This window comes from Paenibacillus pabuli, assembly GCF_039831995.1.
Classification (GTDB): Bacteria; Bacillota; Bacilli; order Paenibacillales; family Paenibacillaceae; genus Paenibacillus; species Paenibacillus pabuli_C.
This window is the reverse complement of the sequence record NZ_JBDOIO010000004.1, coordinates 755,167-775,752: the sequence shown is the minus strand read 5'-3', so window position 1 is coordinate 775,752 and position 20,586 is coordinate 755,167. Positions and strand designations below refer to the sequence as shown.

At 47.1% G+C, this 20,586-nt stretch carries 17 protein-coding genes; 9 read left to right on the top strand and 8 right to left on the bottom strand.

What is annotated here, in order from left to right; genetic code table 11:
• Positions 1-465 carry a hypothetical protein gene (locus tag ABGV42_RS23105; RefSeq protein WP_347383862.1) on the top strand — a complete coding sequence of 155 codons (465 nt, stop codon included), beginning with the start codon at positions 1-3 and terminating at the stop codon, positions 463-465.
• A gap of 109 nt (positions 466-574) precedes the next feature.
• Entirely contained in the window at positions 575-952 is a 378-nt protein-coding gene (locus tag ABGV42_RS23100) for a PilZ domain-containing protein (RefSeq protein ID WP_347383861.1), read from the top strand.
• Here the strand turns inward: ABGV42_RS23100 and ABGV42_RS23095 are convergent.
• Positions 939-2,294 carry a uracil/xanthine transporter gene (locus ABGV42_RS23095; RefSeq protein WP_347383860.1) on the bottom strand — a complete coding sequence of 452 codons (1,356 nt, stop codon included), beginning with the start codon at positions 2,292-2,294 and terminating at the stop codon, positions 939-941. The genes ABGV42_RS23100 and ABGV42_RS23095 overlap by 14 nt on opposite strands.
• Positions 2,295-2,344: 50 nt before the next feature.
• Positions 2,345-2,929 (bottom strand): ankyrin repeat domain-containing protein, encoded by a 585-nt coding sequence (locus ABGV42_RS23090; protein ID WP_347383859.1) that lies wholly within the window; start codon positions 2,927-2,929, stop codon positions 2,345-2,347.
• A gap of 180 nt (positions 2,930-3,109) precedes the next feature.
• Here ABGV42_RS23090 and ABGV42_RS23085 point away from each other — a divergent pair, with 180 nt between their 5' ends.
• Positions 3,110-3,991 (top strand): LysR family transcriptional regulator, encoded by an 882-nt coding sequence (locus ABGV42_RS23085; RefSeq protein WP_347383858.1) that lies wholly within the window; start codon positions 3,110-3,112, stop codon positions 3,989-3,991.
• A gap of 127 nt (positions 3,992-4,118) precedes the next feature.
• Here ABGV42_RS23085 and ABGV42_RS23080 read toward each other — a convergent pair whose 3' ends face one another.
• From ABGV42_RS23080 to ABGV42_RS23060, 5 genes are all read right to left on the bottom strand, one after another.
• Positions 4,119-6,035 carry a beta-glucoside-specific PTS transporter subunit IIABC gene (locus ABGV42_RS23080; protein WP_347383857.1) on the bottom strand — a complete coding sequence of 639 codons (1,917 nt, stop codon included), beginning with the start codon at positions 6,033-6,035 and terminating at the stop codon, positions 4,119-4,121.
• Positions 6,036-6,164: 129 nt separating this feature from the next.
• Complete coding sequence (gene licT, locus ABGV42_RS23075; protein WP_347383856.1) at positions 6,165-7,016, bottom strand: BglG family transcription antiterminator LicT; 852 nt, start codon at positions 7,014-7,016, stop codon at positions 6,165-6,167.
• Positions 7,017-7,248: 232 nt separating this feature from the next.
• A complete protein-coding gene (locus tag ABGV42_RS23070) occupies positions 7,249-8,673 on the bottom strand; it encodes a glycoside hydrolase family 1 protein (protein WP_431523671.1) in 1,425 nt (474 codons plus the stop codon).
• Between the two features lie 69 nt (positions 8,674-8,742).
• Positions 8,743-10,200, bottom strand: coding sequence for a glycoside hydrolase family 1 protein (locus tag ABGV42_RS23065; protein WP_347383855.1), 1,458 nt, complete (start codon positions 10,198-10,200; stop codon positions 8,743-8,745).
• Positions 10,201-10,549: 349 nt separating this feature from the next.
• A complete protein-coding gene (locus ABGV42_RS23060; RefSeq protein WP_347383854.1) occupies positions 10,550-10,843 on the bottom strand; it encodes a hypothetical protein in 294 nt (97 codons plus the stop codon).
• A 148-nt stretch (positions 10,844-10,991) separates the two neighbouring features.
• Between ABGV42_RS23060 and ABGV42_RS23055 the strand changes: the two genes are divergently transcribed.
• From ABGV42_RS23055 to ABGV42_RS23045, 3 genes are all read left to right on the top strand, one after another.
• Positions 10,992-12,056, top strand: coding sequence for a suppressor of fused domain protein (locus tag ABGV42_RS23055; protein WP_347384470.1), 1,065 nt, complete (start codon positions 10,992-10,994; stop codon positions 12,054-12,056).
• A gap of 18 nt (positions 12,057-12,074) precedes the next feature.
• Positions 12,075-12,836 (top strand): LuxR C-terminal-related transcriptional regulator, encoded by a 762-nt coding sequence (locus tag ABGV42_RS23050; protein WP_347383853.1) that lies wholly within the window; start codon positions 12,075-12,077, stop codon positions 12,834-12,836.
• 115 nt (positions 12,837-12,951) lie between these two features.
• Complete coding sequence (locus ABGV42_RS23045; protein ID WP_347383852.1) at positions 12,952-13,734, top strand: hypothetical protein; 783 nt, start codon at positions 12,952-12,954, stop codon at positions 13,732-13,734.
• Positions 13,735-13,847: 113 nt separating this feature from the next.
• Here the strand turns inward: ABGV42_RS23045 and ABGV42_RS23040 are convergent, their stop codons facing one another.
• The gene (locus ABGV42_RS23040) at positions 13,848-15,593 is read right to left on the bottom strand and encodes an ABC transporter ATP-binding protein (RefSeq protein WP_347383851.1); all 1,746 of its coding nucleotides are present in this window, start codon (positions 15,591-15,593) and stop codon (positions 13,848-13,850) included.
• 170 nt (positions 15,594-15,763) lie between these two features.
• On the opposite strand from ABGV42_RS23040, the gene ABGV42_RS23035 reads away from it, so the two are divergent.
• The 3 genes from ABGV42_RS23035 to ABGV42_RS23025 are packed head-to-tail and all read left to right on the top strand — an operon-like array spanning position 15,764 to position 20,578.
• A complete protein-coding gene (locus tag ABGV42_RS23035; RefSeq protein WP_347384469.1) occupies positions 15,764-17,182 on the top strand; it encodes an ABC transporter permease in 1,419 nt (472 codons plus the stop codon).
• Between the two features lie 12 nt (positions 17,183-17,194).
• A complete protein-coding gene (locus ABGV42_RS23030) occupies positions 17,195-18,709 on the top strand; it encodes an ABC transporter permease (RefSeq protein ID WP_347383850.1) in 1,515 nt (504 codons plus the stop codon).
• Between the two features lie 42 nt (positions 18,710-18,751).
• A complete protein-coding gene (locus ABGV42_RS23025) occupies positions 18,752-20,578 on the top strand; it encodes an ABC transporter substrate-binding protein (RefSeq protein ID WP_347383849.1) in 1,827 nt (608 codons plus the stop codon).
• Positions 20,579-20,586 lie beyond the last annotated feature (8 nt).

Sequence of the window (20,586 nt, the reverse complement as noted above, 5' to 3'; positions counted from 1 at the left end):
ATGGATGGATGGGAACGAGGCGTCATTCAGGTTCACGATAGCTTGAAATTGTACTCTGGCCTTACGGAAGAGGAATTGAAGGCAAGCTTGTTTTACAGGGAGAATAGCACCGAGGTTCAAAGACTTACTACGGGGTATACGTGGTACAGATTCAAATCAGATACTGCTGCAGGTGACAACGCATTTTACCTCGCCTTGTGTTTCCATCAGGCCCGGCTGGTTCAGGCCAGTTTGGCACTGGATGGCAGTGAATTTCCCTCTTCATGGGATGACTGGACCGAGGCAGGTGAGATGAAGCGCAAGCTGGCCCATGATGAGTGGCTTCGTGAACAGATTGCCGCTGCACCGCAAATTAACCGCTCCAAACCCTATCCCTACCTGGAATACAGGCTCCCCTGGGGCTCGATATATTCCAGCTATGATCCACGGTCTGCGAGTGCGAGCATTGGGCTCACTTTTACCTGATATGGTGTTGGATCTCCTTCAATGCAAACAGGGCTGTATCTCTTCATTTTCGGGTACAAATTGACGATATAACCATAATATGAATCTTTTGAACTTTGTGGAGGAAACTATGTCAATCAACCTTAGAAGAGAGCCTTTTCGTTATACATTGAAGGAACCCATCACGTTTGAAATTTACATTATCAGCATTAACGGAGTCTCTGCCCCGCATAAACCCATTCAGGCCGAATTGATCGATATCAGCCGATCCGGATGCCAACTTTCGTTTCCGCTAAACCTCCATGTCGAGTCCAATGAAATTCGGATCGGAATGAATCTGCTTCTTTTTGAAGATCCCTTAGATCTGGAAGGAACGCTGCGTTGGGGCAACGAAGAGAACGAAACCTGGCATTACGGCGTTCAGCTAGAAATACCGGATGGAAACCAAGATCGCCTATCCAGAGAACTGCGCATGCTTGCCGGACAGGGAAGAATCATGGTGAAGTAACGGTTTTGCTCGCGGTAGAAGCACTCTCCATTTTGGACCAGTTCACACTTTTCTCCAGAATAAGCGAGACCATAACTCCGATCACGAGACCATTGCTGATAATCGGAATAAGGTAAATCGGTAATGCCTGAAAGGCTTCAGCAGGGATGTTCATCACGGCAACTCCGGTTAGCACAGGCAGAGCCACGCGGTAGATCGTTTTGGAATTAAACGTGGTGCCTTCAATGGTCCTGAGCGCCGTTCCAAACATTTGCAAATAGGCTACAAACAGCACGGCACTGCCTACACTCGGCGGTATTTGCGCAAAAAAAGCAGTTATTGAAGGGGTGAGCCCCAAAATACATAACATGGCTGCCCCGATAATAAAAGCAGCACGCCGCAAAATTCGTGTACTTTCCAGAAAACCGATGGACGAAGCAAATAAACCAAATGGCAGCACACCCACACATGCGGATAGCATGCTGAACAATCCGGTTAGTACATAGGAGCGTTTATATTGTTGGTCTGTCGTCTGTGTTCCATATATTTTCTCGACCGTGCTTAATGTTGTAATTGAATTTGTCATATTGACCAATCCGACGAAGAACGCAGTAACGACAATCCCTGGCTCCCAGGTCGGTGCCCCCCAAGGAAACAGCGTAAACAAACTCCCCCCAGAATTGCCCGACAACCCTGCGTGTTGGCCCGGAAACACAAAACTGTAGGCAATCCAGCCTGTCACAATACCAATGAGGATGGAGTAGTTGCCAAGTTTGCCTCTGCCCTTCAGCTGGATCAGGGCGACCAAAAACGCAATAGCTACAGATAAAGCCGCAACCGGCAGGTTGAATGTACCGAATTCGGTATACCCGATCATGCCTTTGAAGAAATTCATGGTCAGCTGAATCGTCATGAGAAACAACATTGCGCTCTTGACCATGGGTGTAAACAGCTTCTGCAGCACATGGGCAGCACCCAACCGGCCAAGAACCATCATGGTCAGCCCTGCGAGCAGGAAGCCGGCAGCAAGTCCGCCCCCGATTCGCTCCAGACTCATGCCGGCAGAAGATGCCGAGACGGTCAGGCTCAGGGTCAAGCCCCACCACAGACCGGACGGTCCGTCCATGACCGCGTACCGATGCCCGAACACAGCCTGCAGAATGCACACAGCTCCGGTGAGCAGAAAAGCGTGCTGCATGGATGCTGCAATGGCATCCGGTGTCATTTGAAAATTATGACCAATGGATAATGGCACCACGACCGTATTGGTAAACAGGAAGAAGAACCACTGAATTCCCGCCAAGACCAGCGAGGATGTCTGACCCATATATTTTGTAATGAAATGCTCTTGATGTCTGTTCATGATTTTGTTATTGTCCTTTCGCGCCTCAATATAGAATTAGGCACCTTCATTCAGCCCTTCGATAACATCCGTTCCATTTCGGTATAACGATTCCGTCTGGCATGAGCTAGCGGGGTAACGCCATCCCGATCAGCGATCTCTCTATCAGCACCATATTGCAGCAGCAATGCCACGATCTGCTGATGTCTGGAACCACCGTCTCCCAGAATGACGGCCTCCAGCAGAGCTGTCCAGCCGAGATTGTTGACATGGTTCACATCCACATCCGTACAAGTCAGCAGGAATTCCACAATGTTCACATGGCCCCGATCTGCAGCAGGAATCAGTGCTGTCCCGCCAAAACGATTCGTTAATCTGGTATCAGCCCCTGCAGCTACGGCCATCTCAACAATCTCCCTGAGCCCCTCCGCACTGGCGTATAACAATGGATTATCCAATCGATTATCCTGAATGTTAATGTCCGCTCCGGCATCAATCAAACTGCTAACGGTCTGTACCTTGTTGCCATGCACTGCAGCCATTAGCGGGGTCCGCCCAAGCGCATCCCGTTCATTCAATCCGGCACCTTGTGTAATGAACCGGATCACCTCATCTGTATGTCCAGCTTCAGCAGCCGCATGTATTGTCTTAACCAATGCATTTCATCCTCCAATTCATTGTTAACCTTGTGGATCAGCGTTCCAATGGAGATCGAATTTTGCTATTTAGGTGCGTAAATCTAATGTATGGTACCATAGGAGGATAGTATATTAATAATACATGTTTTGTTGGCTTACTATACGATATACATATACTTGCAACGAGGGTGAAAACAAGTGGATATCAAACAGTGTCGCTACTTTATTGCTATTGCCGAAGAAAAACAAATCACTGCAGCTGCCCGAAGGCTGCACATGGCCCAGCCACCACTCAGCCAGCAATTAAAATTGATGGAAGAAGAGCTTGGCGTAGCGTTATTTGAACGCAAAGGACGCATGATGGAATTGACGCAAGCCGGCAGAAGCTTCTATGACTATGCCGTCACTATGACCAAATATATGGAGGAAGCAGTTATGGAGATGCAGAGCTTCCGTTACGGAAGCCGGGGCAAGCTATCCTTGGGCATGAATACCATTTCCGATGCTCTGATCCCGAAGGCGCTCCAGCAGTTTCGTACAAGCCATCCCCAAGTGACCTACAAAATTCAACAGAATGAATCCTCACAGCTATGCCATCTGCTGGATGATGGACTGATTGAACTGGCCTGCGTACGCATGCCGGTGAAAACGAAACACTATGAAGTGCTGCATCTGCCGCAGGAGCCGCTCTACTACATATCTTCGGAACCCCTGGGAACCACGGTCGAAAACGGTACTTACTTTGATCAGTTGGCAGAAGTCCCACTCCTGCTTCCCAGCACGGAAGGACTCGGCATGTTTGAACTGATTCTCGAGAAGTTCCGTGAACATCAGGTGAAGCCTTCGATTATGGGTGAATGCTCGGATGTTGCCATGCTGCTAGAGCTGGTCCGGCTGGGGTTCGCGAACTCCATCGTGCCCGGGACCGTTCTGCAGCTTCATCACGAACAATCATTTCATATATATCGGATCCTGGACCCGAACTCCACCGTAGGTTCGGCACTCGTCTGGCTTCATCATCGTTACCTGTCCAAACCAGCCCAGCAATTCGTTCAATTGGTGCGGGAGATGCTTCCATAGAAATACAGCAGATAGGAACTTTCCACGGAAGTAACGGATACGCTTCAATGAACACATAACAAGTAGCTACAAACAAAAAAAACAGCAGGGTCTCCAGTACGTTGGAAACTCTGCTGTTTCTTATGGATTAGGCTTTGGCTGTATAGAGCAGCTCTTGCTCTTTGATTGCAGTACGACCTGCAGATACAATCGACTCATATTGATGCATGTTTGTGACGATGACTGGTGTAATGGTTGTATAACCCGCTTTTTCGATTTCTTCACGGTCAAATTCCATCAATACATCACCCACAGCAACTTTTGCACCCGCCTGAACCTTAGGCGAGAAGAATTGGCCTTTCAGCTTCACCGTATCAATTCCGATGTGGATCAGCATCTCTGCACCGTTGTCGCTGACCAGACCAATGGCATGTCCACTCTTCGACAAGGAGAACACCGTTCCGTTAATCGGGGAAACCACACGACCTTCAGTCGGCTGAATTGCAAAACCTTTACCCATAATTTCTTCAGAGAATGCAGGGTCTGGTACTTCGCTCAGCGGTTTTACTTCCCCTGTCATCGGGCTGAATACTTCTTGATCCTGGGCTTTTTCTTCTTCAATCGCAGATACTGCGGAAGCGGAACTGTTTACATCAGCTGCAACTGGTGTAACAGGCTCAGCTGAAGCTGTAGTCGTTGCTGCTGGAACCGCTTCTGGAACATCTTCGAATCCGAGGATGTAGGTCAGAATTGCTGAAGCTACAACCGCAATGACAATTCCGATCAGAGCATATACAAATGTCGGACCGATGATCATCGGAATCCCTGAAAGACCTGCTAGACCACCCATAACATAAGCTTTGGTTTGGAAGAAACTGATGAACGCTCCACTAATTGCGGCACCAATCAGTGCTGCCACAAATGGTTTCTTGAATCGCATGTTGACCCCGTACATGGCTGGTTCTGTAATACCCATAAGTGCCGTAACACCAGTCGATGCAGACAAGGACTTGATTTGTTTGTTTTTGGATTTCAGAGAAACACCCAAAGCGCTACCTGCTTGTGCAAAGTTAGCAACCATCATGAGCGGAATCAAGTAATCGTATCCCAATGTTGCAATGGAACCGATCATGATTGGAACGAGCGCATAGTGCATTCCTGTAATAATCAAGAGTGAGAACGCTCCACCAACAAGCAATCCTGCAAACAAACCAGCATTATTAAACAACCAGTTAATACCGTCCGTCAAGCCGTTACCGATAATAACTCCTAATGGCCCTACGGCAATCATCATTACAGGAACAATGATAAGTAGAGTTACTGTAGGTACAACAATCAATTTAAGAGAAGCATGCGTTACCTTGTCGATGGCCTTTTCCACATAAGACGCCAGCCAGACTGCAATCAGAATTGGAATAACCGATGATGCATAGGTTGCAGCTACAACCGGCAAACCGATGAAAGATACATTCTCACCCGGTGCTAACAAAGCCGTAATGGTTGGGTGCATAACCGATGCACCAACGGCCGCACCAATGTACATATTACTACCGAGTTTGCGAGCTGTACTAATCCCGAGAATGATTGGCAGGAAGTAGAATGCTCCATCACCGATGGCTGACAAGATGATGTATGTTGAGCTTGTTGCATCAATCCATCCAAAGGTAAGCAGCAAGGCCACGATCCCTTTGATCATACCCGCGCCAGTGATGGCTGGAAGGATTGGAGTGAATACACCTGAAATAAAGTCAAATACGGCACTCAGCGGATTTTTCTTTTTGCCGCCTTCTGTTGAAGTTGATGGTTTGGCCTCTGGAGATTTGGACATGTTTCCTACAAGCGCGTTATACACCACAGGCACGTCGTTTCCGATAATGACCTGGAATTGACCACCATTTTCCATAACACCCATAACGCCCGGTGTATTTTTAAGAGTCGCTTTGTCTGCTTTTCCATTGTCATTCAGATTAAATCTGAGTCTTGTCATACAGTGCGTGACTTGATCAATGTTTTCTTCTCCACCGACCAATTTCAGAATATCTTTGGACAATTGTTGTTTATCCATTGTGTTTTGCTCCTTTAATGTGTAATGAAGGTTAAAAAAAAACCTAAACACTGAATAATGACAAAGCAGTTTCAGCTTATCATTATTCAACGTTTAGGTTTTGCCTTTTTAGCAGTAACAATCCCAAAATTATTCAATTGGTTGTTCATTTCTGACAACACGCTCAATGTGAATCGTCAGATACAGTATTTCTTCCTTAGACAAGACCCGATTATAGATCTTGCGCGTATAATCATTAATCTTGACTGCACAAGCATATGCTTCAGGGTACTGCTTACTCACCAGATCATGAAGCGGATTATCTTCTTCCTTGTCTTCAATGGCTGTACCTTGCAGCACACGTTGAGCAAAGAACTTCAGATGGGTTAAGAATCGATAATAGCTCAGCGAATCCTCATCCAGTTCAATCACAAAACTGCGCCTTACAATGTTGAGTATGTCCTTGACAATATTGGTAATGCTGATGGTTTCTCGCATCTCACCGTTCATCTGGGCATTGACTAGATGCATGGCAATGAATGCGCATTCGTCTTCGGGAAGCAGTACACCCAGCGTTTCTTCAATAATCTGAAGTGCCTTTAGTCCAATGGCATATTCCTTGCGGTACATGCGCTTGATCTCCCAAAACAGTGCATTACGGATCTGCAATCCTTGACGATGTCGATCAATGGCAAAGTGAATATGATCCGTTAGTGAAATATAGATGCTCTCATGCAATCTCTCACCTAACACCGTCTCCGCATAACGAATAATTTCATCCGAGCATTCAACATATTCAACTGGAATATCGGACAGAAGCGTTTTCAGTTTCTGCGATACTTCCTTGCTTTCCAACGAGAATATTTTTTCGACGAGACTTTCGTCTATCGATTCACCAGCATGTTTTTTGAAGGCAATTCCCCGCCCCATGACGACCAGTTCGTTTCCGCCTGGATCAATCACGGTAACTACGTTGTTGTTGAGCACCTTCTCAATTTTCATTTCTTCACATCACCTTGCACCGTCAAAGTAGTAAAAGGCAAAACCAAAGCAGGTCACGAAACATGCCCTGCTTCTGGTTTTGCCTGATTGAACAGTAACAATCCAGTTATTCATTAGCCTTAGGCCCATCTTACCATATAATTATCTATATGACAATGTTTTTGTGAAAGCGGTTAATGTGACTAATTATGACATAGGAAGATGCTTGTCAACCATGCCTTTAGAACCACTATTATTCGTTAATGCCTTTCAGGCTTGCGCCATTCGTACTAATGACTTCTTTGTACCAATGGAATGATTTTTTCTTATAACGATCCAGGGAACCTGTTCCGTCGTTGTTGCGGTCCACATAGATAAATCCGTAACGTTTCTTCATCTCTGCAGTCGATGCACTGACCAGGTCAATACAGCCCCATGAAGTGTAGCCCATAACTTCGACACCATCTTCGATAGCTTCACCAACCTGCACCAGGTGGTCATTCAGATACTGAATGCGATAATCGTCGTTAACCGTTTTATTACCGTTCTCGTCCGTGATCAGCTCATCCACGGCACCCAGTCCGTTCTCAACGATAAACAATGGTTTTTGATATCGATCCCAATATTTGTTCAGCGTCACACGGAGACCTTGCGGATCGATCTGCCAGCCCCATTCACTTGCTTTGAGGTACGGATTCTGTACACCAGCAAACAGGTTTCCTTTTCCTTCAATGCGTTTCTCCGGATCGCCTGTCTCACAGATACTTACATAGTAGCTGAATGAGATAAAGTCTACCGTATGCTTGAGGATTTCCGCATCGCCTTCTTCAAACTTGATATTGATATTATTCGCCTTGAAATAACGGTTAATGTATTTTGGATAGTATCCACGTGCATGGATATCGGCAAAAATGTCGTTGCGTTGTTCTGCATGCATCGCTGCAACCACATCATCCGGATTAGGAGTCAGCGGATACGTTGGCATACTCAGAACCATACAGCCGATTTTGGCTTCCGGCATAATTTCATGACCCAGTTTAACAGCCAGTGCACTTGCCACCAACTCATGGTGAATCGCCTGATACAGATCCTGCTTGGACAATTGGTCTTTTGGCGTGTAGATTCCGCCGCTCATGAACGGCTCCTCCAAAATGGAGTTGATTTCATTAAATGTCAGCCAGTATTTCACTTTGCCTTTGAACCGGTTGAACAGAACCGTTACATAACGCTCGTAAAACTCAATCATTTTGCGGTTAACCCAGCCGTCATACGTTTTGGACAGATGCAGCGGTGTCTCATAGTGAGAGATCGTTACAAGCGGTTCAATCCCGTATTTGTGGCACTCATCGAACAGGTCATCGTAGAATTGCAGACCTTTCTCGTTCGGCTCAAGTTCGTCGCCCTTAGGGAAGATCCGGGACCAGGCAATGGACGTACGGAACACTTTGAAGCCCATTTCGGCAAACAGTTTTACATCCTCTTTGTAACGGTTGTAGAAATCGATACCGATCAGTTTCAGGTTATCTTCCGTAGGTCCTTCTGTTCTTGGCGTTGTGATCCCGTGAGGCATTACATCCTGAACAGACAAGCCCTTGCCGTCCGTATTATAAGCTCCTTCAAGCTGGTTGGCGGCTACAGCGCCGCCCCATAGAAAGTCCTTCGGAAATGGTGTTGTCATCTCGATCATTCCTCTCTTATCGTGTCTTTTCATTGTTTGTCAAAAGCGTTCACGCTATCCGAACCCGGATTACAGCTGTTCACCATTGCTTGCAATCACGTTTTTGTACCAGTCAAAGGAATCCTTTTTGGAACGTTCAAGTGTTCCGTTACCTTCGTCGTCCAGATCTACGTAGATGAAGCCGTAACGTTTGGACATTTCGGAAGTGGACATGCTCACGAGGTCAATTGGACCCCATGCCGTAAATCCGATCAGATCCACGCCATCCTTGATGGCTTCCTTCATTTGCTCAATGTGTTTCTTCAGATAATCCACACGATAGGAGTCATGAATCGAACCGTCTTCTTCTACCTTGTCATAAGCTCCAAGTCCATTTTCAACGATGAACAACGGTTTTTGGTAACGATCCCAGAAGTTGTTCAGCGTTATACGCAGACCGATTGGATCGATCTCCCAACCCCAGTCGGAAGCTTCCAAATATGGGTTTTTCACGCCACCAGTCAAGTTACCTGCTGTTTCTTCGAGGCCAGCAGAAGCTGATTTGGTTACGGACATGTAGTAGCTGAAGGAGATGAAATCCACGGTGTTGTTCAGCAAAATTTCATCATCGCCAGCTTCTTTTTGAATCACGATGTTGTTCTCTTCAAAATAACGAGCCATGTAGTTCGGGTATTTACCACGAGCGTGCATATCCGTGAAGAAGAGGTTGATCTGATTCTCGTGTTGAGCCAGACGCACATCTACCGGGTTACAAGTCGCAGGATACGTCTCCATGCGAGCGAGCATACAGCCCACTTGGGAACCAGGGATGATCTCATGTGCAAGTTTCGTTACCATGGCACTTGCTACGAATTGGTGATGCAGTGCTTGATAAGTCGTTTGCAGTTTGTTGTCTACTTTATCGATCAGAATGCCGCCGCCAGTGTATGGGCTAAACAGCATGACGTTGATTTCATTGAAAGTCAGCCAGTATTTTACTTTGTTTTTATAACGGTTAAATACGGTTTCTGCATATCTTACGTAGTGCCCAATGACTTCACGGCCAGCCCAACCATTGTACTTCTGTGTCAGACCGAGCGGAGTTTCGTAGTGAGACAGGGTAACCAGCGGCTCAATGCCGTATTTCAAGAGTTCGTCGAAAACTTCGTCATAGAATTTCAGACCTGCTTCGTTCGGCTCCTGATCGTAACCATTCGGGAAAATGCGAGCCCAGTGAATGGACAAACGGAATACTTTGAAGCCCATTTCGGCAAACAAGGCGATATCTTCCTTGAAACGATGATAGAAATCGATACCAAAGCGTTTCGGGAAACGCTCTTCAATTTTGCCTGACAGAATCTCTTCGATTCGGGAAGAGGAGATTTCCATGGCATGTCCGCCAGTACGCTTCTCTTTGGGAACATGGGCAATCATATCTGCTGTGGAAAGTCCTTTGCCGTCCTTATCGAATGCACCCTCCAATTGATTGGCAGCTGTAGCGCCGCCCCACAGGAAGTTTTCGGGAAATCCTTTTTTTGCCGTGGTCATGAATAACAACCTCTTTTCAACAATTTATTTGGTAATGACAAGTCAGAAAAATAGAATGTCCTATTTCGAGCAAAGCAACACGGTAATCAGTCGATCTTATTGAGGTTGTTCCTGATCCATGGACCCAAAACAGGCCAGAAAACAAGAAAAACCTAAACTCAAGGTAAAATAGCGCCCAAAAAAGGAGCCTTCATTTCACCATCAGTTTAGGTTTTGCCTGTCTTCGCAGTAACAATCCATCAAACGATGTATTGATTATTCTGTTGTTTTTCTCTCGTGATGTAAGCGTAACATATCTATATTTTAAAATCAACTTCACTACGTGACAGCCATTTTATATAGAAGAACTTCAACGCGGCATGCGCATAATGGCTGCTCTTAATGCATTTGCGCCGTCTGTATGACCCAGATAGCTTGCAGGACTTTGGTCGCCTAAAGCAGGCACCTGTTTGCTCACCCATTCCAGTGCGTACTCCCCCATTTCGCATAAAAGCACCTGACTTATATCTGCCGGAATTCCCTTTTGTTTCGCGCTTTCCACCAGTTTCGGATCAACCTGCAAAAAGCGATCTGCAAAGCTTACAACAAATGAGTCCCAACTCTCCTGTTTGAATTCGGCAAGAAAGATATCTTTCATACTCATGTAAATTACCTCCCTGAAATGCAGTTTGGTACCCCGAAGTCCTATCTGACATAATTCAGCCTTAAGCCGCTTGAAACGATAGCTGAGCAAGGTAAACTTAATTTTAAATGTTTTTATGGGAAATTGGAACGTGAAGGAGGAACCCATGATGACTGATGAAGCAAGCACAGCCGGCTGGGATGCCATTGATACAGCATTTAATGAACTTTACGGGGAGCAGGAACCCAAACATTATGGCACCGCCATCCCTTATACACTCGGAGGACCTGACCCTCTGGATGGAATCAGTGCCTATAAAGTGGAACATCCAACGCCTCATTGGCATTTTGTTACATATGGATTCTCAGAGTTGTATGACAAAGAAACCGATGATCCGGAGCACAGTGGATATGGATTCGAACTGACATTTCGGCTTACCCGAATGGAGGATGAAGACGAACCACCCGCCTGGGCGCTTAACTTGCTGCAGAATATGGGACGGTATGTCTTCAATAGCGGTAACGTATTCCACGCAGGAGACTACCTGGATGCCAATGGACCGATCTGTCTGGGCTCGGATACCTTGCTGACCGCCCTTTCCTTCATTGAAGACCCGGATCTGAAGCAGCTGTCCACCCCCAACGGCACAGTGGAGTTCATTCAAATGGTTGGTATTACCGGACGAGAAATGGAAACCATGCAGACGTGGAATACACGTGGATTCCTCAAGGCGTGCGAAACATTCATGCCCAAGTATGTTACGGATCTCATGCGTACCTCTTATGTGGATATCCCGTCGGTGGAGCAGGCTGTCCAGCGTGGAATTGAGCTTGAAGGCTCCAGCACGGCATTTTTGTTCATACAACAACTGGCTTGGACGCCCTCCCGCAAAAGATTGCTGCAAAAAAACGTGCCCGCCGAGCTCCAGCTTGGCGCCAAACAGGCTGTACTGATTGGGAAAATACTGCGCAGCCGTATTGCAAAAGGCGCTCCGCTATCACTCATCGGTTCAGGTGTAAACATCACCTTCGAGGCTGGGGCAAACGCTTCTTTTCATGAGGAAGAAACTAAAATCACCGTAACCGTGAATGAACAGGCAGTAAACGAGCTAGCAGCTCAGCTCAAACCTTCGGAAATGACATTCGAGATACCTTCCCTTCCCGGCTTGCTTATCCGAATAGCCCGAACTGAAATTACCGACCAGGAAGGTCACGTCGTAGAAACGATCGGTTAACTGTAAGGAGGTAACACCATGTCTGTCCGTACATCTGCCTTGCTGGAACATTGGTCTGACATCAGTGCGCCAAGATCCGGCACGTCTCATATTAAATATATTTCCAGGACCGGACTGGAAAGGTTGCGCAAAATCAATCATTTTCTAATCGGTGCCTTCCAGCGCAGTCTCTCGGATATCCGGGAGAATCTGTCCAGCACCTATCTGTTTCTGCTCACGGACGCGGATGGTGTTCTGCTTGCCATGGATTACAGTCATGATCTGGAGGATGAAGTGAAGCAGTCACCGATTCGTCCAGGCATGGTTTTCACTGCACAGAGCTGCGGAATCAACGCCATATCGGCCACGATGGAAAAGAACGAACCGGTATTGCTGCCCCCGGAGCAGCATGAGAGCCCGCTGTTTCAGCGATGGCACTGTTACGCCACGCCTCTGTCCGTAGGACTCAACCATTCCGGTTATCTGGATGTGTCCACCATTAACGCAGATATGCAAAGTGAATTAATCGCCATTGCCAAGCTCATTCCTGCCCATATGCAGAACAGTTACCAGAGCCTGCTGTCGGCTGCTCCCCCGGAGAAACCCTCCCTGGAGTTCACCGAGCGTCAGTTAACCATCCTCGAGATGATCTCGAAAGGGTTAACCGTTAAGGCCATTGCTTTGAAACTAAAAATCAAGGAATGCACCGTGAATCACCACAAAAAAGTGATCTTCAACAAATTAGGTGTGCAATCCAGCACGGAAGCTGTTTCAATTGCGAGTCGATTGTCTTATTTATAGAGGGACCCCCTATAGTTTCCTATAGGTGGTAAAGAAGAACGTTTGTGCTACAATTTTGTAGTACGCAACATTACAGAGAGAGAACACACACACACATTTATTTCAGGAGGGTTTTATGTCTATCACAAAAAAAACGTCTTTATTCGCTATGTTAATCATGATGATGCTTGTTGCAGCCGCTTGCGGTGACAAGGCAGATAACAACGCTCAAACGGAAGACACGACTAAAACAGAAACTGCAGCCGCTACAGACACGGATACATCCAAGACTGAGGATACCGAAAGTAAGGAAACAACGACTGATGCCGCAGCGGACGAAGAAGACAATTCCGCAAACGTTGAACTGGGCACAACGGAAAAAGGTTCCTACACCAATGACTACTTCGGCGTATCATTGAAATTCCCTGAGGAATGGGAGTTCCAGGATGCAGCAGGAATGAACGAGCTGACAAGTGCTTCTTCAGATGCCATCGCCGGTGACGATGATACGAAGAAAAAACAGCTTGAACTGTCCCAAGCCAAAACATTGAACTTGTTGATGGCTTCCGAATTACCGCTTGGCGGTCAGGAAGTTGGCCCTTCCGCTATGGCGATTGCCGAGAAAGTCAGTCTCCTGCAAGGTATTCGCACAGGTAAAGACTATCTGGAAGCAACCAAGAAATTCATGGTCGACAGCCAGTTCCCTTATGATTATAAAGAAATCGCAACCGAAACCATCGGCGGTAAAGAGATGGATGTCATGCAAATCACGATGGATGCTGGTGACGGCACAACCATTACACAAGATTACTACAGCACCATTATTGAGGGTTATGCATTCAACTTCATCTTCACTTATTTGGATGATGCAAGCAAAGCCGAAATTGACAACATCAAAAAATCCGTACAATTCAAATAATACAGTCCATCATTCCTAAAACAAACGTATTAAGAACCCCCACACAGTTGGTCTTCCACAGATCACTGACGGGGGTTCTTTTTTTGTGCTGATTGATCGCTCCTGATTCAATTCTAACTAGAAACAGCCACCCAGTGCCCTTCCGTAACCTCGACCCACTTGGACTGCTCCAGATTGTAACGATCCGCAAGCTGCTCCCTGCTGCTTTCTTCTGATACAATCCGTTTTTTCTTCGCTTCCACTGCCGGATCAGGAACGGGAATTGCTGAGAGAAGCGACTTCGTATACGCATGCTGAGGGTTGGAATAGAGCTCTTCACTCTCGGCAAGCTCTACGATTTTGCCGTTATACATCACGGCCACACGGTCACTGATATGTTTGACCATGGACAAGTCGTGTGCAATAAACAGGTAAGTCAAACCAAGTCGCTGCTGCAATTCCTCCAACAGCTGCACGATCTGCGCCTGTATGGACACATCAAGCGCAGATAGCGGCTCATCGCACACAATAAACTCAGGTTCTACAGCGAGTGCCCGCGCAATACCGATCCTCTGTCTCTGACCGCCAGAGAATTCATGAGGATACCGCAGTGCATGGGATGGATCAAGCCCCACCATCTCCAGCAGCTCTTCCACCCGCTTCTCTCTCTCCGCTGTTGTCTTGGTCAGCTGGTGAATATCAAGAGCTTCACCGATAATGTCCATAATTCTTAATTTCGGATTCAATGAGGCATAGGGGTCCTGGAAAATGATCTGCATATGCCGTCTCATCGTTTTCATTTCCGAGGCAGACAACCGGTTCAGTGGAACACCTTTGAACAATACATCTCCACCTGTCGGTTCATGCAGTCTCAAGATGGCACGTCCCGTCGTGGATTTGCCGCTGCCAGACTCTCCTACGACCCCCAGTGTCTCGCCTTGGCGGATATAAAAGCTGATATCATTCACTGCCTTCAGTGTATTGCCTTTGCCAAGATTAAAATGCTGCCGCAGGGATTTCACCTCAAGCAGAGGCTGGTTATCCTTTAGATCCTTAGGGAACAGCGAAACCGGTTTGGGTTTCTTCTTCTCATCCAGCCGCGGCAAGGCATTCAATAATCTGGACGTATATTCGTGTTTCGGACTCGCGAAGATCTCGGCCGTTGTCCCGGACTCTACAATCTGTCCCTCTTTCATGACCACGACGCGGTCACACATTCCGGCCACGACCCCCAGATCATGTGTAATCAGTATAATGGATGTGCCCAGCCGTTCCTGCATATCTTTCATCAGATTGAGGATTTGCGCCTGAATAGTCACATCGAGTGCAGTCGTCGGTTCATCGGCAATAAGCAGCTCAGGCCGGCAAGCAAGTGCAATGGCAATCATGACCCGCTGACGCATGCCTCCCGAGAACTCGTGCGGGTACTGATTGTAGCGCACCTCACTCCGTGATATGCCGACCAGTTCGAGCATGGCGATGGCTTGCTTCTTCGCTTCCCTGCGGGACAACTTCTGATGCTTGATCAGGCTCTCGGAGATTTGTTTTCCAACTTTAATGGTCGGATTAAGCGAACTCATGGGATCCTGAAAAATCATGCCGATGTCACGGCCGCGAATGCTTTCCATCTCCTTTTGCGTTTTGGTCGCCAGGTTGACTCCACGGAACAAGATCTCACCCTGCTTCATCTGTGATGGAGGGGAGGCGAGCAGCCTCATAATGGAACGGGCTGTTACGCTTTTGCCACTTCCCGACTCTCCAACAATCCCAAGCGTCTCCCCTTTCCGAACCTCGAAGCTGATATCCCGTACCGCCTGAAACTCACTCTCACCGGAATGAAATGAAACGGACAAATTACTTACTTTCAGTAAAGGCTGCATATGAACACCTGCTTTCCTTCATATTTACGCGCTTCATAATATGTACACAATTCCATACCTTGACAATTGAATAGACCCTAAATAATATATACTATATCAATCGGAATAATGCAATTTAAACCTGAATGAAAGGAGGTTTGCTCGGTTTGAATCTTGCAGTAGGCAGCAAAATGTCACGGCTTGCACAGAATCTGAGTTTTATTTATGGCAAAATGCTGCTTCATCCCTCCTACCGATATGTGTTGTTTATTCTGGGGCTGCCACTCAATCTGATTGTGCTTCTGATGTGGCAATCAGGACGCCAAAAGGATGGATGGCAAACGGCTCAGCGAGCTGTAGAACAGGAGATGCTCTCTTCTTCTTACCGGGATAAGCTTCGAACAATAGTAGAAGAACAGCTGAGGCGCAAACACCATTTCTTCCAGCAGCAGGTCAGTGAACCTGAATTCAAACGTCAGGCAGAGGAGTGGTTGGAGGAAACGTATCAAAAAGAGTTAAATGAACGAACGTCACGAAGGCTGCAGGAACATGGAGCGCAGCGCCTGACCATGGCTGACACGTTCCGTACATTGCTGGAAAAACCCTGGTTTTTTGCCCTATCTATCATTCCAGGCTGTCTGATGTACGTCATTCTATTGATCTATGGCAATCCTTATCTAAAGTACATATTCGAAAGAATACTGATGACGATGTTCGTCATTTTGGGCGTGGCTACCCTCGTATTTACCATCTTATATCTGTCTCCGTTCAATCCGGCAGCCAACATTCTCGGAGAGACGGCGACACAGGAGCAGATTGCAGCCTTTAATCATGTATACGGTCTGGATCAGCCCTATCTCGTTCAGCTGTGGAACAATATTAAGGGAATTGCGCTGTTTGATCTTGGCAAGTCTTTCTCGGGAAATGAGGATGTGACAGCGACCATTGCCAGAAAGTTTCCGATTACACTGACACTCGCAGTTATTTCTCTACTGCTTGCCCTTGTCATCGCACTTCCAATCGGGATCATCTCGGCGATCAAGCCCAACTCACTGTTTGATTACACATTTATGTTTATTGCTCTAATCGGACTGTCGATCCCGAACTTCTGGCAGGGACTGATCTTCATCCTGAACTTTTCGATTAAAATGCAGTGGCTACCCGCAACATTCAATCCCCAGAACTGGCTGTCCATCATTATGCCAACTATCGTTCTGGGAACCGGATTAACGGCTGCGGTGGCCCGGATGACCCGTTCTTCCACTTTGGAAGTCATTCACGAAGATTACGTGATGACAGCTCGCGCCAAAGGATTAAGCGAACGGAGTGTTCTGCTAAAACATGCGGTACGCAATGCCTTGATTCCAATCGTAACGGTCGTTGGTTTGCAATTCGGAGGTATGCTCGGCGGAGCGGCCGTAACGGAGAAAGTGTTCAATATTAGCGGACTCGGCAGTTACATTGTGGATAAACAATTTATTCCCGATATTCCGAGTATCATGGGCGGAGTAGTATACACTGCGATTACCATTTCCATCATTAACGTGATTGTAGACCTGTTGTACGCATTTATCGATCCAAGAGTACGTTCTAAGATGAAACAATATTAAAGCAGGTGCAATATGACAAAATCGGGTTCCTTAACACAAGAAGCACGTTTCCGGCTGAAGTCATCACCAGAGTACAGCCAGGCCAGTTTCGCGTGGGTCACTTCTCTCTTATTGACGGTATTGCTGCTGTTCAACAGCTATGATCTGGGCCGACAAGAGTTCAGGCCCTTTCTGCTGACTGCACTTTGTATCTATCTTTTCTTCACCATCATTCAGAGTATCCTGATGCTGCTCATCCGAAAAGACTTGATCAGACACGGACATATTTCAGCATTAACCCGCAGGCTAGCCTGGGTTCAGTTGCTTGCCATCTGTTCCGGAAACATATTTATCGTCACAGCGGCATTTCATCTGATCAAAAAAGCAAAGCAGGTGGAGTACACTTTTGCGGTCTATATGCTGCTGACGCAGCTGTTCGTTATTGGCGTATCGGCACTCAATATGTTCAAACCCTATGTGTCCGATACTTTTTTACCAGCCATGGCCGCATTGCTATTCATTCTGGTCATTGACCTGGTCGTCCTGATGATCGTGGCCCAGTATACTGCAGTTTCTATTATTCCGCGCTGGATGATTGCTATCAGCATCCTACTGATCCTGACTTCGGTCACAGGAAACGTATTCGCACTGCTGCTCGGCATTTCCATCATCGGGCGCTACCGGAGACAAGGGAAACAGAAATCAAACTTCTGGAACGACCTGTGGGACCGACTGGCCCCCAACGTAACAGCGATGTCCGGCATGTTTTTTATCATCTTTTTGTTTTCCATCTCAATTTGCAGCTTCTTCACCTTTGATTACAGTATGGCGGTCGAAAACAACTATTCCGCCCTGCTGCAACCACCATCCCTGGCTTATCCACTAGGAACGGATGATTTCGGGCGATGCCTGTTCTCCAGAATCGTATTCGGTGCCCGCATCTCGCTGATTGTAGGCTGCTTGTCGACCATTATTCCCGTGATCATCGGTGGCGTCCTGGGGGCCTTCTCGGGATTCTATGGAAGACACACGGATAATATCATCATGCGGCTGCTTGATGTTCTCTATGCCATTCCGGGCATCCTGCTGGCCATTGCCATCATTGCAGCATTCGGTGCCAATACGGTCAATCTCATCCTGGCACTCAGTCTGGGATCGATCCCGACTTATGCTCGTACCATGAGAGCCAGCGTCCTGTACGTATCCACTTTTGAATTCGTGGAGGCTGCGCGTGCACTCGGCTATAACAATCGTTCCATCATCTTCAAGCACATCATTCCCAACTCGCTTGCGCCAATGATCATCAAATCCACGCTTACCATTGGTGGGGCGGTCATTGCAACCAGCAGCCTGAGCTATCTCGGACTGGGTGTTGAGCCACATATCCCGGAATGGGGCAACATTCTCAAGCTGGGCAGTACATATCTGGAAACGCACTCGTATCTGGCGATTTATCCAGGGTTGGCTATCATTCTGCTCGTTCTTTCATTCAACTTTCTCGGTGACGGTCTGCGCGACGCACTTGATCCGAAACTGATAAAGGCGTAATCAAACCATTCATTCAATTTAAAATTATCAGGAGGTAATCCCATGAAAAAACGTTCGTTGATTTCATTGCTGCTCATTCTCGTCCTCGTGATTTCAGGCTGCAGCGTGAAGACCAAGTCCGAATCCCAATCGGAAACGGCCCCGACTACGCCAGCAGAGAACGCTCAGAATCAGGCTCCAGTCGACATTGAATTGCTTGCCCAGAGCTCTTCCGAAAATGACGTTAACATTATCCGGGACCAGCTGACCAAAAACGGCTTCAATGTGAAGCTGAATCTGCAGCCGGATTACGGCAGCTACAAATCCCAACAGGACGCGGGCAACTACGATATCGCTCTCTCCAGCTGGACAACAGTAACCGGTAACCCAGACTATGCCGTTCGTTCCCTTTTCAAAACCGGTGGTGACTACAGCATACTGGCAGATGAAGAGATCGATAAACTCATTGACCAGGCAGCTACCCAAACACCAGAAGAGTACAAGGAAACGTACAAACAATTGGAAGACCGTCTGGTAACGGATCAAGCCTACATCGCTCCCTTGTACATTTCCCTGAAAAGTCAGGCAGTGAATCAGGATATCCTGAATCCGGATACGGTGCGCCTGTCCAAATCTCGTGCCATGGCCTGGGAACCGATTGAATTCAAGGACAGTTCCAAAAATACAAAAGATCCGCTGATCCTGACGCAAAGTGCCTCCGTGCTGACTTCCCTTGACCCGATCAAAGGTAACGACGGCTCCATCAACCAATTGAACACCAACATGTATGTTCGTCTGGTGAATCTGACGGATGATGATCAATTGACAGCAGAAGGATCACTTTCCCACAATTTCAGCATCGCTGAAGGGAATTCGGAGTATTATTTCATTCTCAGAGACGACATTAACTTTGCAAAGATTGAAAATAAAAAAGCGGTGGATACCGGGGAGCGCGTTGGTGCCGATGACGTCATTTTCTCTCTGGACCGTGCCAAAAATAAAGACTCCGTTCCGGATCACCGGACATACAGCCTGCACGAGCATATCAAAGAGGCAGAGCTGGTAACCGACCTGAGTACCCTGGAATCCATCCAGCAATCCGGCGGTAACGGAACGATCAAAGACGCACTTGAGCAAGGACTCGATTCCAAAATCACCGAACTGGTCTCTGACAAAACAAAAGCGGATAATAATGCAGGAAAATATCAGGTCGTAAAACTGACCACAACGGAGCCTTTCCCTCAAGTGCTGAACTACCTGGCTCACCAATCTGCAGGGATCGTGTCCAAAAAACAGGTGGAGAGCATTAACACTTATGACGTAGCTTCTTTTGACGTAAACAAGGATATTCCTTACGGTGATCAGAACACGGTTACAGAGGGTGCTTCCTACAACAACACGCTGTATGCAAGCGGACCTTACATCCTGGCTTACAAAAATGACTATGAGGGCGTATTCTACCAAAATCCCGGATACCGCAAAGGATCAGAATATGCACCGAAAATTTCGCAGGTAAACGTTCGCTTCATCGCGGATGCTGACAGTGCGCTGTCTGCGCTTCGCAGCAGTGAGATTCATTTGTATTACGGAGTACCTGAAACGAAGTATGACATCATTGAAAGTGACAGCAAGCTGAAGCTGCAGAGCATTCCGAGCAATGCCGTTTCCTATCTGCTGTTTAACACCAAGAATAGGGATGTGGCAAAGAGCAGTGATCTGAGAAAGGCCGTACTGTACTCCATCAATCAGGATGAAATTTTGCAATTCTATAAGAACAACAAACTCAAAGCCTACTCTACGGTAAGTCCGCTCGTTCAGACCGGGAATGAACTGAAGTCTGATCCGGCCAAAGTAAAAGAGTTCTTGAGTAATTACAACGCATCCAAGTAAAATAAAAT